Origin of the sequence: Oscillibacter sp. 1-3 (assembly GCF_000403435.2) — a bacterium.
Classification (GTDB): Bacteria; Bacillota; Clostridia; order Oscillospirales; family Oscillospiraceae; genus Oscillibacter.
Window position 1 is genome coordinate 473,174 of record NZ_KE159703.1, and the last position, 11,700, is coordinate 484,873.

Sequence of the window (11,700 nt, forward strand, 5' to 3'; positions counted from 1 at the left end):
GTGAAAGGCGGTGACAATCCATGCCCCGGATCATATTCAAGTGTCCCTACCTCAAGCCGGGGACAGAGAGAGCCGCCGCCCACCTGGGCAACTACGTCCGCTATGTCGCCACCCGTGATGGCGTGGAGAAGCTCACACCGGACAAGGCCGCCCTGCCTGCCACCAAAAAACAGCAGGCCATGGTGGAGCAGCTCCTGCGGGATTTTCCATTGAGCCGCGGGATGTTTGAGTATGAGGACTACCAATCCTCCCCCACCCGCGCCGCCGCCTCGGAGTTTATCACCAGAGCGCTCGAAGACAACTACGACCAGATTGCAAAGCGTGAGAACTATGTCAGCTACATCGCCAAGCGGCCCCGTGCGGAGCGGATCGGCACGCACGGTCTGTTCAACGGCACAGGCGATGTGCTGGAGCTGTCCAGGATCGCAGAAGAGGTGGCGAACCACCCCGGCAATGTATGGCTGCCCATTATCTCCCTGCGCAGAGAGGACGCCGCCCGCCTCGGCTACGACAGCGCCAAACATTGGCAGGCCCTCCTCACCTCCTACGCTCCGCAGATCGCGGAGGCCATGCGGATTCCCTGGAACCAGTTCCGCTGGTATGCCTCCTACCACGACGAGGGATCGCACCCTCATGTCCACATGGTCTGCTGCAGCGCGGACGGACGCTCCGGCTTTCTGGATCAGGAGGGCATCGCCAAAATAAAGTCCGGACTGGCAAAGAATATCTTCCGCCAGGAGCTGACGGAGATCTACCGGCAGCAGACCCAGCGGCGGGATGATCTGGTGCGGCAGTCTGGCGAGGTCATGAAAGAGCTGACCCGGCAGATGTTCTCCGGCACGTTGGAGAACCCGCACATTGAGCAGCTCATGGGCGAGTTGTCCCAGCGGCTGAAAAGCACCTCCGACAGAAAGCAGTACGGTTATCTGAAGGCGCCGCTGAAAGCAATTGTGGATGAGATCGTAAACGAGCTGGCAAAGGACTCCCGTGTGACCGCTGCCTACGACCTGTGGTATCAGCTGCGGGAAGAAGTGCTGCGGACATACAAGGATGACCTGCCAGACCGTCTCTCCCTCTCACAGCAGAAGGAGTTCAAACGGATCAAGAATCTGGTGATTGAGGAGGCGGTGCGGCTGGGTGAGCATACTGAGGTATTCGCGCCGGCGGATACCCAGGAGCCGTCGCAGGCCGGCGGGGACGCCGGCCCTGAGCCGGAGGCAGAACCGGCGGATACGCCGGAGGCGTCTGACGAAGCGCCGCCTGCCGTGGTATGGAGCAGGAGATACAAACAGGCGCGGTCTTTTTTACTTGGGGATGACGATACGCCCCAGGATCACAAGCAAGCCTGCAGCCTCTTCATGGAGGAGGCCCTCGGCGGCAACGCCCTCGCCATGCACGACCTGGGCAGAATGCTTGCGGACGGCACTGGCGTGGGCGTTGATCCGGAGCAGTCTCATGCGTGGTACGCCAAGGCGCTCTCTGCCTTCCAGACCGTGGAGCGGCAGCACCCCAGCCGCTATGTGGAGTACCGCATCGGGAAAATGTGCGCTGGCGGGCTTGGGACGGAGCAGGACAATGAAACGGCCGCAAAGTGGTTTTCCAAAGCGGCTGAACAGCAGCACAAGTATGCGCAATACGCCCTTGCCGGACTGTACAGCCAGGGCAAAGGTGTGCCGCAGGATGATGAAATGGCGCTGGAGCTGTATACCCTTGCCGCGGCACAGGGTGTTCCCTATGCCGCATGGGAGCTGGGGAAACGGTATCGGGACGGCGTTGGCTGCACCGCAGATGACCGCCAGTCCGCCCGGTATTTTTCCATGGCCTATCAGGGCTTCCGGACGCTGGCAGATCAGCGCCCCGATGACCGGCTCCAATACCGCATCGGCTGGATGCTCCTGCACGGCGTAGGGACAGAGCGGGATGAGAGCGCTGCCTTGAGGTGGCTGGAGAAAGCTGCCGAACTGAAAAATCCCCATGCGGAGTATCAGATGGCAAAGCACATCCTTGCAGATCCCTCCGCCGCACCTGACCGAATCAATCAGGCGGTTGTCTGGCTGACCCATGCGGCGGAAGCTGGGCTGGACTATGCCCAGTACGCCCTCGGCAAGCTGTATCGTGACGGCGGGCCGGTAGTGCAGGACACGATCCAGGCGGTGATCTGGTTCTCTCAAGCGGCAGAGCAGGGCAATGAGTACGCTATGTACGCCCTTGGAAAACTGTACTTGGAGATAGATCATCCCTCTGCCGCTCTGTGCTGGTTCCAGCAATCCGCCAAGTTGGGAAACCAGTTTGCGCAGTACCGGCTGGGCAAGCTGCTTTTGAGCGGCGATGGCGTGGCAAAGGATACCGTGGACGCTGTCCGCTGGCTGACGGAGTCTGCGGAACAGGGCAACCAGTACGCGCAGTACGCCCTGGGCAAGCTGTACCTGTTGGGAAAGGATGTTCCACAGAACAGGAAAGCCGCCGTCCGCTGGTTCACTTTGGCCGCAGAGCAGGGCAATGAGTACGCCCGGTTTTTCCTGGACCACGTGGACGACTCGTCCTCCCTCTTCGCCAGCGCCACCCGGCTTCTCCACCACATGGGCCGCATCTTCCAGGATCAGGCCCCGCCATCAACAGGCGGGATCTCCTTCGTGGACAGCAAATTGAGGAGGAAGATCAGAGAGAAGAAGATCGCCATGGGCCACAAGCCGGATGACCATGAAGAACCGGAGATCACGCAGCGGCAGCTATGAGACATCAAAAAGGGACGGCTCATCAGCCGTCCCCAGTCATATATACAGCCCTGCTTTTTCTGCGCGAACTTGGGTTTGGAAATGGAAGCAAGTCACTTTTTTAACATGACTCTACCAATCTACGTATTCCGCTTTTTTCAATTCGTCCAGCCTTACGACAAAGCCGGCAAGATTTTCACAAAACATCCTGTCACCATCTATCACACCGTAGATACGCTCAGCCTGTTCCTCAACAGGAATTTCATCGTTTGAGGATATGGTTATTGTGTATATATAGCCGCAGAGTGAAACGCCCTCTTTCTTGGCAAAAATATCTGCTTTCAGTCTGCTGGTGCCGTCTGGCAGCCGTTCATTGTCGCACGCCATGATAATATCCAGTGTCAGGTCACTGTTGATCCCTATTTCACTAAGGGACAATTCAAAGGAAAAGCAGCGGCGGTCAAACATCTCAATATTGCGTTTATCAAAAATCGGAAGAAATGCTTCCATGGGTATTACCTCCAATGTTGTTTCTCCAAGCATATCAGAAATGAGTTTGTGCCGCAGGCCGTTCCTGCGGCATTGGGATCACACGCTGAAATTCAGCTGGTGATAATATCCGTCGAAGACATGGGCGATGGGCTTGTCCGCCACATCGGGCCGCTCCGGGTCGTACAGCAGGTGGCCAACCTTATAGACCACACCGTTGATCATGACAGGCTCTCCCGCTGTGCGCCCGCCGAAGCGGGTCAGCCATGCCAGCGCCTCCCGCACCGTGCAGCCCCGCCGCAGTTCCCCGCTCTCATCCCATATCGGATCATAACTCAGCTCCATACACTACATCCTTTCCTCCTGTAAAAAACAGCCGCTGCATATTATAGCCGGAGTGCCGGAGAAAAGCAATGTTCGGGATGGAGAAAAAAGATTGGAATATTTTGTATGGTCCATGGGGCGATTGCGGATTGACAAATCGAAACTCGCCGGCGGGGTATGTTTCGCGCGGCGTTCTACGCCTGCTTTTTGCCGTGGCAGTACCAGAAGAGACAGCCCAGGCCCGCGCCGCCCAGGATGTTTCCCACTGTCACCGGCAGGAGATTTCGCAGCAAAAAGTCTCCCCAGGTCAGAGCGGTCAAGTCCACGCCCGCCTCCGCCGCCAGGGACACGTATGCGGGGACCGTCCGGGCAAAGAGCCCTGCGGGTATGTAGAAGAGGTTGGCGACGCAGTGTTCAAAGCCGCAGATGACGAAAAAGGCCACCGGCAGATAGGCCCCCACCACCCTGCCTGTCAGATCCTTGGCGGACAGGGACAGCAGCACCCCGGCTGTCACAAGGATGTTGCAGAGGATGCCCAGGATTACAGCGTTCCCCGCCGGAAGCGCACATTTCCCGGCCGCCAGCTTCATGGTGAACACCGCCAGCTGTCCTCCGGAGTAGTTCAGCTGTCCTCCAAAAGCACAGCCGGCAGCTGTCAGCATGGCGCCCACGGCGTTGCCGAAGTAGACTACGCACCAATTTTTCAGCATCCCGCCCGCTGTGGCCTGACGGTCCAACAGGGAGATGACGATCAGCGTATTGCCGGTAAAGAGCTCCGCTCCCGTCAGGATCACCATCGCCAAGCCAAAGGGAAACAGCAGCCCGCAGACAATGCGGGCTGCGCCTACATTGGCGATGGAGTGGGCCGCGGTGTTGGTCACCGCCCCGCCCATGGCGATGAAGAATCCGGCCAGCACCGCCAGAAGAAACATCTTTTCGATAGGCATCCGAGTCTTGTTCCGGCCTGCCAAAGCATAGTTGGCGGCGCACTCCGCCGGGGTGAAGAGGTTCATGGCAAATCCACTTCCTGTATTGATATGCGGATCACCGGATCTCAATGAAGCCAGTGATGATGTCCACCGCTTCCGCCGTCAAGGCCGCCGGCGCTTTCTCTACAAAGGAGGCATTCCGGCTGTTCAGATCCAGCATCCGCGCCTGATCACAGAGCACTACACCGTCCGTCTTCACCGTCCCCTCCAGCCGGATGTGAAACGGATGTCCTTTGTCCGTATGGGTAATGGGGCAGACCATGGTGAGACTGCTGATCCGGTTGAACAGATTGTTGCTGACCACAAGGGCCGGACGGCGGCCGCGCTGCTCATGGCCCGCCTGGGGATCAAAATCCAGGTAGACAATGTCCCCCTGCTCAAAAATGGTCACCATACCTCATCACCTGACCTCCCGCCCCAATCGACTTCCTGATCATTCAGCCGCGGGATCTCCTCTATGGGTCTGCCATAAAACGCGGTCAGCCGCTCCTCCAGTGTGCGGTGCCCGAATCCGGCCTTTTTTATATGGATGCCGCCGTCAGCCTGGGTCAGCTCCACCCGGTCATTTTCCCGCAAGCCTAACGCATCCAATAGTGCCTTGGGAATCCGCAGGCCCTGGCTGTTGCCCCATTTTTGAATCGTCGCGTACATGAAAACACCTCCCAAAAGCAGTATATACAAAGTATAAACAGAAGTCAACAGGATATGTATATTTCAGAGGTGATTGAAATGCCCTATATCCATTTTACCGAAGAACAGAAGCTCCGGGCGGCCTCTGTGGATCTGGTGGAATTCCTTCGCTGCCAGGGGGAAAAGCTGATCCCCTCCGGACCGGAGTACCGCCTGTCCAGCGACCACAGCGTCACCGTCCGCGGCAATGAGTGGTACGATCATGCCGCAAAGCAGGGCGGCGGTCCCATCTCCTTTGTCCAGCAGTTCTATAACCTCTCCTACCCGGAGGCCGTCACCCGTCTGCTTGGCGGGGCACAGGGCACTGTCCATGCCCCCGCGCCAAAGCAGAAGGAGAAACCCAAGAGAGAGTTTACCCTTCCGCCCGCCAACCGGGATATGCGCCGGGTATACGCCTACCTGCTGAACCGCCGCTTCCTGGACCGGGACGTAGTCAGCGCTTTTGTCCGGGCAGGTCTGCTGTATGAGAGCCGCGAAATTTCCAAGGACAAGACCAGGGAGTACCACAACGCCGTCTTCGTCGGCAGGGACGGGGACGGCGCTGCCCGCCATGCCCACAAGCGCAGTGTCAACGACATCGGCAAGACTTTCCGTATCAACATAGAGGGCAGCGATCCCCGGTGCAGTTTCCACCACACCGGCTCCAGCAATCGGCTCTATGTCTTTGAAGCTCCTATCGATCTGCTGTCCTTCCTCACCCGGTATCCCAGAGGCTGGCAGGAGCACAGCTTCGTCGCCCTCTGCGGCACCAGTGAACATGCCATGCTCTGGATGCTGGAACGAAATCCCAACCTCCGCACCGTCTGCCTCTGCCTGGACCACGACGCGGCGGGCATCGAGGCCAGTGGGCGGCTGACCGAAATTCTTCATAAACACGGCTATGACGAGGTTGGAGTGATCCAGCCGGAGCACAAGGACTGGAACGAGGACCTCAAAGCCCACCGGAGCCTCCCCGCACAGGCGGCGGAGGAGCATCCTCAGCTCATCATCTCGCCGGAGGTCTGCGGCAGGATCAGCCGGCGCGTAGAGGGCTCCCGCAGAGACTACTGGGAACAGGATATTCCCAATCTCATCGACTACGCCAAAATCTGCTTTCGATGGAAGCAGTTCGACCGAGCCATGGAGTGCATGGAGCACGCGTCCGCCCTGGCGCTGGCGGTCTACGGACGGGAGCTGCGGCAAATGGGAGATCCGCGCTCTCCAGAGGAGCTGGCGGAGGTGCTGTACCGCCGCATCCTGCCGCATCAGAATCGGGGCAGCCTGCAGCGCCGCCCGGCGGAACTGGCAGCACAATTCCAAGGCGTGCTGGAAAAAGCTTCGGCTCCCGGCATCCGCGATGAGTCCGAGAAACGGGAGCTGGCGGACAGCTGGCTGGAGCTGGCAGCATCCTTCGCCAAGGTGCCGGTCAAGTATGAGGCGGACATTTTGAAACAGCAGCAGAAACAAACACAGCAGCCAATACAACAGGAAATGGGGTAAGCCTATGACATCACAGACGATTATGCTGATTCTACTGGCAGGAGGAATGCTTCTGCTCATTGCCGCCGCCACGCATTTCTCTGGAAGCGGGAATCTGGACAATATCAAATCCAAAACCGTAGGAGACGGCCAGCACGGAACCGCCCGATGGGCCAACAAGAAAGAAATCCGGCAGACCTACCGGCACATCCCTTTCCATGTGTCCGAGTGGCGCTCGGGGAAGAACCTGCCCAAGGAACAGGGGCTGGTGCTGGGCTGCGCAGGAAAGAAGAACGCCGTCACCGCACTGGTGGACACGGACGATATTCAGTGCGTGCGCTTCGTTTCTTGACAATCTGCGTAGAAATACGCAATAAAACAAGACAGATTTCGCAAGGAATCTGAACTCTATGCTTGATTGGGCAGGGGAAGTGCCTGCTAACCCCGGTGTGACGGGTAATCAAAACTCTAATACTCCGACGTGCGCCTATAGTGTCATATGGGACGTACGGAGCTCGGTGAAGAGCGGATACGTGGTCTGAGACGGCCATGCCCGCAGGAGGCTATAAATCGGTCATGTCCAGTATGTTTTGTTGCAACCGACATATGTCCTGAGTGTACGGCTCGTAAATGTCAGGATGGTAATACAGCCATCCGCCCCCATGCGGGGTACTGCCGCCGTTGAAATTTGCAATGGTGGAAAACGGCAGAAAACCGAAAAGGTCGAATGTCTTTGGCAGAAGCTCACACCAGCCAAAGATGGCAGTCGGGCTAAAGGGACGGGCTAAAACCGATATGAAAAGCTAAAGCATAGGGAACGAAGGAACCATGGACGGCACTTCATTCTGTTGAAGTAAGTAAAGTGGCACCTTTGCCGCGCAGGCAGGAAATGGCCTGCTAATCCATGGGGCAGCAGCCCGTAGTAGCGATGATGTCCGCAATAATAAGGCGGACGGAGCGAAGGGGCATAGTCAGTGTAGATTGTATGTGAACAGAAAGTCGAGGAAGCCGTAGGCATACCTGACTAAAACCAGAAACACCAATTCCGGAAAGGAGGCGGTGCGTATGGCACAACAATTCGACTACCCGAAAACCGAAACCCAACTACGCGAAATCCAGGATAAGCTGTATCAGCACAGCAAGGAGGCTCGTGACGCAGGTGACCGCCCAGTGTTTAAGGGGCTTCTGGAAATCATGTCAGCAGAAGTAACCATTATCACAGCAATCCACAACATTAAAAGCAACCACGGCAGTGAAACTCCCGGTGTGGACTCCAAAACTATGCGCAATGATTATCTGCATAATCCTTTTTCCTGGGTAGTTAACGATATTCAGAGCGCATTCAGACACTATGAACCACAGAAAATACGCCGGGTGTACATCGACAAACCAGGAAAATCCGAAAAGCGTCCGCTGGGTATTCCCACTATACGGGATAGAATCGTACAGGAATGCATGAGAATCGTGCTGGAACCTATTTTTGAAGCACAGTTCTTTGCCCATTCCTACGGTTTTCGGCCCATGCGGGACGCACCTATGGCATTAGAACGAACAAAAGAACTTGTATTCAACACAGGCTATTACTGGATTGTCGAGGGAGACATCAGCAAATGCTTTGACCGCATAGATCACTCTATTCTGCTAAAACGCCTATACCACATGGGCGTGAAGGACAGGCGGGTACTGCAAATCATCAAAGCTATGCTGAAAGCCGGGGTCATGGACGAATGCGAGGTAAATACGGAAGGAACACCTCAGGGCGGATTGATTAGCCCATTGTTGGCAAATGTCTATTTGGATATCATGGATGAATGGATTACCAAACAATGGGAATTAAAACACACCCAATATCAATACGCACAGGTACAAAGCCGATACGCCGCTATGCGGAAGAGAACGCATCTGATACCAGGCTGTCTTGTCAGATACGCAGACGACTTTGTTATCATCACTGATACCCGCGCCCACGCCGAGAATTGGAAGATACGGTTACAAACTTTTCTCCAAAACAAAATGAAACTGACATTATCCCAAGAAAAAACGCTGATAACAGATATCCGAAAGAAACACATCAAATTTTTAGGTTATGAGTTCAAAATGGTTCGGGGGAAGTCCCGCCGGGGTTACATTCCACGGACGATTCCGGACCGGGACCGACTAAAGCGGAAAGCTGATAAAATCGCGGAGGACATCAAGAAAATCCCGCGCAATTACAGCCGGGAACAGATGATTGGCGCAATGAACCGCATCAACAGCCAGATTAGAGGGATTATCCAATACTACCAGTGTTGCACATGGGTAAATATATCCATGCAGAAACACAGCAGGCGGCTGCAACTCACAGCAATGCGTCGACTGAGGCAGTATAAAGGGGAATGGATTCCGGCAAATGAAGTACAAAATCTTCCCCGTGTCCACCAGAAATATAAGCAAAAGATTCCCTCAATCAAATACCGCGATATTTATGTAGGCTTCACCGCGCTTACCTTTTGCAGATGGGAACGCACTCCAGGTAAAAATCAAGCCGAAACACCTTATACTGAAGAAGGCAGACAGATACACTTTGAACGAACGAAGAAAAAGAAAATCCAGGCTCGGCTTGACGAAATGTATTCGGAGAAAACAGCTCAAATCATTCTCCACGGGAAATGGAACAAGCTCAATAATTTTGAGTTTATCATGAACAGGGCTTATGCCCTCAACCGCGACAAGCTTAAATGCCGTGTCTGCGGAGGGTGGCTCATTTCTGGTACTCCATATGCCCATCGCATTAACCCTAATCTCCCATTGAACAAGGTAAACAGGGTCAACAATCTGGTTTCGCTCCATAAGAAATGCTTTATGGCGGTAAATGACCCCAACTATGATATTAACCAATTTGATGTAAAAGCTCAAAATAAAATCATCGGTTATAGGGAAAAACTGGTTATTTCACATACACGCAACAATCAATCTGCATTGATGGAGCGCCGTGTGCGGTGAAAGTCGCATGCACGGTGCGAAGCGGGGGAAAATCCGCCCTGACTGCTGCTCTCTCATGAGGGCAGTAAAAGCGGCGGATTACCTATCGCTATCTGATGATCGGTGCTTCCGGTGTGGGCAAGACAGCGTTCTTTCTGTATCCCAACATGGAGTACGCCTGCGCCAGCGGGATGAGCTTTCTCGCCCTTGATACCAAAGGAGATCTCGCCCGGAATTACGGCGCCGTGGCCTCAAAATACTACGGCTACAAGGTGGCGGTGATTGACCTGCGCAATCCCACCCGCTCGGACGGGTACAACCTCCTCACGCTCATCAACCGGTACATGGATATCTGCCGGGAGCAGCCAGAGAATCTGGCGGCGAGGGCCAAGGCGGAAAAGTACGCCAAAATCTTAGCAAAAACCATTATAAATCCGGAAGGTGACGCTTCAAATTACGGGCAAAACGCATTTTTTTACGATGCAGCCGAGGGGCTGCTCACTGCAGTTGTTTTGTTGCTGGCGGAGTATCTGCCGCCCACAGAGGAGGCTTCACAGGAGCGGCGGCACATCGTCAGCGTGTTCAAGCTGGTGCAGGGTCTGCTGGCTCCCAGCAAAACCGCCAAGGGCAAGAACGGCTTTCAGGTTCTGATGGACACCCTCCCTGACACCCACAAGGCCCGGTGGTTCGCCGGCGCCGCGCTCAATTCGGCGGAGCAGGCCATGGCCTCCGTCATGTCCACCGTACTCTCCCGGCTCAACGCCTTTCTGGACTCGGAGCTGGAGCAGGTGCTGTGCTTCGACAGCGCCATTGACGCGGAGCTGTTTGCCTCTCAAAAATCCGCCATCTTCCTTATTTTGCCGGAGGAGGACCCCAGCAAGAATTTCATGGCCGGCCTGATGATTCAGACGCTGTCCCGTGAGCTGTTCTCTGTAGCGGACGAGAACGGCGGCAGGCTGCCCAACCGGGTGGTGTTGTTCTGCGATGAGCTGGGAACCATGCCGGCTTTCGACATCCTGCCGCTGTTCAGCGCGGGCAGGTCCCGGAAATTGACACTGGTTCCCATCATCCAGTCGCTGGCCCAATTGGAAAAAAACTACGGCAAAGAGGGTGCGGAAATTCTTACAGACAACTGTCAGGACACCATCTTCGGCGGCTTCGCACCCAACTCCCAGACCGCCGAGGTGTTGTCCAAAGCCTTGGGAAGCCGGACAGTCCTCTCCGGTTACATCAGCGTCGGAAAGGACAAATCCCAGACTCTGCAAATGACGGAGCGGGCGCTCATGTCTCCGGATGAGCTGAAATCCATCCCCAAAGGTCAATTTGTAGTGATGAAGACGGGAACCCACCCCATGCAGACCCGGCTGCGGCTGTTTCTGGAGTGGGGCATCTCCTTCGGCGACCCGTACCTACTGCCAGAGAGAGCCGCACGTACAGTAGCCTACGCCAGCGAGCAGGAGCTGGAGCAGGCCATCTTCCGCTGCCATCACGCACAAAAGGCGGAAAGTCACATGCCTCTCGCTCCCCCGATTCCTCCGAAGACTCCATCCGCCAGAGGCGGGGCCTCCTACGCCCAGGCAAGACGCCCCAGGCGGGAGCCGCCAGCTCCCGTGGTTGTCCGCACGGATAAAAGTCAGGAGTAGCCTATGGGATATTTTGAGAAGATCTATCAGTCCGATCTCAGCCACCGTGCCAGAGCGGTTTATATGTACCTGAAAGATCACGCCGACAGCGATGGGAAGTGCTGGCCAGGAATCCGGACGATTGCTGCAGAACTGGGCCTCTCACGCTCTACCGTCAAGCGGGCCCTGAATGATCTGTACAGGGCAGGGCTGATCTCCAAGGAGTTCCGCTGGCGGGAGAACGGAAGCTGCAGCTCCAATCTGTACCGGCTGAAATAGCGTGAAAAAATATAGTTCACCGCCAGGGGGCAGCTATGCCCTGGCGGTGAACTGAGGATGGGCCGCTGGTGGACCACCCAGAAGTACCCACTTTAAGGGAAAACTTAGAGCAGAGAAAGAATACAGTGTTCTCAACAATCTGAATTCAGCCAGTTTTTTGGCCGCAGTGCAGCA

The 11,700-nt window shown here is 55.8% G+C and carries 10 protein-coding genes and 1 pseudogene; 6 read left to right on the forward strand and 5 right to left on the reverse strand.

The features are described 5' to 3' along the window. Window positions 1-20: 20 nt before the first annotated feature. A complete protein-coding gene (gene mobP3, locus C816_RS02290) occupies window positions 21-2,735 on the forward strand; it encodes a MobP3 family relaxase (protein ID WP_016320789.1) in 2,715 nt (904 codons plus the stop codon). Between the two features lie 111 nt (window positions 2,736-2,846). On the opposite strand, the gene C816_RS02295 is transcribed toward mobP3, so the two are convergent. The 5 genes from C816_RS02295 to C816_RS02315 all read right to left on the reverse strand — a co-directional run bounded on the left by C816_RS02295 (window position 2,847) and on the right by C816_RS02315 (window position 5,167). Further along, a complete protein-coding gene (locus tag C816_RS02295) occupies window positions 2,847-3,224 on the reverse strand; it encodes a hypothetical protein (RefSeq protein ID WP_016320790.1) in 378 nt (125 codons plus the stop codon). Between the two features lie 78 nt (window positions 3,225-3,302). Continuing rightward, the gene (locus C816_RS02300; RefSeq protein WP_016320791.1) at window positions 3,303-3,548 is read right to left on the reverse strand and encodes a hypothetical protein; all 246 of its coding nucleotides are present in this window, start codon (window positions 3,546-3,548) and stop codon (window positions 3,303-3,305) included. Between the two features lie 173 nt (window positions 3,549-3,721). Continuing rightward, window positions 3,722-4,540 carry a formate/nitrite transporter family protein gene (locus C816_RS02305; protein ID WP_016320792.1) on the reverse strand — a complete coding sequence of 273 codons (819 nt, stop codon included), beginning with the start codon at window positions 4,538-4,540 and terminating at the stop codon, window positions 3,722-3,724. 31 nt (window positions 4,541-4,571) lie between these two features. Beyond that, complete coding sequence (locus C816_RS02310; RefSeq protein WP_016320793.1) at window positions 4,572-4,910, reverse strand: type II toxin-antitoxin system PemK/MazF family toxin; 339 nt, start codon at window positions 4,908-4,910, stop codon at window positions 4,572-4,574. Then, window positions 4,904-5,167, reverse strand: a complete 264-nt coding sequence (locus C816_RS02315; protein WP_016320794.1) for an AbrB/MazE/SpoVT family DNA-binding domain-containing protein — start codon at window positions 5,165-5,167, stop codon at window positions 4,904-4,906. The genes C816_RS02310 and C816_RS02315 overlap by 7 nt, the downstream gene beginning before the upstream one ends. Window positions 5,168-5,221: 54 nt before the next feature. Here C816_RS02315 and C816_RS02320 point away from each other — a divergent pair, with 54 nt between their 5' ends. The 5 genes and pseudogenes from C816_RS02320 to C816_RS02340 all read left to right on the forward strand — a co-directional run bounded on the left by C816_RS02320 (window position 5,222) and on the right by C816_RS02340 (window position 11,526). Beyond that, a complete protein-coding gene (locus C816_RS02320) occupies window positions 5,222-6,685 on the forward strand; it encodes a DUF3991 and toprim domain-containing protein (protein ID WP_016320795.1) in 1,464 nt (487 codons plus the stop codon). A 4-nt stretch (window positions 6,686-6,689) separates the two neighbouring features. Beyond that, a complete protein-coding gene (locus C816_RS02325) occupies window positions 6,690-7,016 on the forward strand; it encodes a hypothetical protein (protein WP_016320796.1) in 327 nt (108 codons plus the stop codon). Window positions 7,017-7,729: 713 nt separating this feature from the next. Continuing rightward, window positions 7,730-9,646 carry a group II intron reverse transcriptase/maturase gene (ltrA, locus tag C816_RS02330; protein WP_016320797.1) on the forward strand — a complete coding sequence of 639 codons (1,917 nt, stop codon included), beginning with the start codon at window positions 7,730-7,732 and terminating at the stop codon, window positions 9,644-9,646. Window positions 9,647-9,738: 92 nt separating this feature from the next. Beyond that, window positions 9,739-11,268 (forward strand): annotated as a pseudogene (locus C816_RS02335) (type IV secretory system conjugative DNA transfer family protein); the annotation flags it as partial. A gap of 3 nt (window positions 11,269-11,271) precedes the next feature. Next, window positions 11,272-11,526, forward strand: a complete 255-nt coding sequence (locus tag C816_RS02340; protein ID WP_016320799.1) for a helix-turn-helix domain-containing protein — start codon at window positions 11,272-11,274, stop codon at window positions 11,524-11,526. Window positions 11,527-11,700 lie beyond the last annotated feature (174 nt).

What these genes read in the sequence shown, in the direction of transcription:
- mobP3 (WP_016320789.1), top strand. Translation starts at nt 21, where the DNA reads ATGCCCCGGATCATATTCAAGTGTCCCTACCTCAAGCCGGGGACAGAG.
- C816_RS02295 (WP_016320790.1), bottom strand. Translation starts at nt 3,224, where the DNA reads ATGGAAGCATTTCTTCCGATTTTTGATAAACGCAATATTGAGATGTTT.
- C816_RS02300 (WP_016320791.1), bottom strand. Translation starts at nt 3,548, where the DNA reads ATGGAGCTGAGTTATGATCCGATATGGGATGAGAGCGGGGAACTGCGG.
- C816_RS02305 (WP_016320792.1), bottom strand. Translation starts at nt 4,540, where the DNA reads ATGAACCTCTTCACCCCGGCGGAGTGCGCCGCCAACTATGCTTTGGCA.
- C816_RS02310 (WP_016320793.1), bottom strand. Translation starts at nt 4,910, where the DNA reads ATGGTGACCATTTTTGAGCAGGGGGACATTGTCTACCTGGATTTTGAT.
- C816_RS02315 (WP_016320794.1), bottom strand. Translation starts at nt 5,167, where the DNA reads ATGTACGCGACGATTCAAAAATGGGGCAACAGCCAGGGCCTGCGGATT.
- C816_RS02320 (WP_016320795.1), top strand. Translation starts at nt 5,222, where the DNA reads ATGTATATTTCAGAGGTGATTGAAATGCCCTATATCCATTTTACCGAA.
- C816_RS02325 (WP_016320796.1), top strand. Translation starts at nt 6,690, where the DNA reads ATGACATCACAGACGATTATGCTGATTCTACTGGCAGGAGGAATGCTT.
- ltrA (WP_016320797.1), top strand. Translation starts at nt 7,730, where the DNA reads ATGGCACAACAATTCGACTACCCGAAAACCGAAACCCAACTACGCGAA.
- C816_RS02340 (WP_016320799.1), top strand. Translation starts at nt 11,272, where the DNA reads ATGGGATATTTTGAGAAGATCTATCAGTCCGATCTCAGCCACCGTGCC.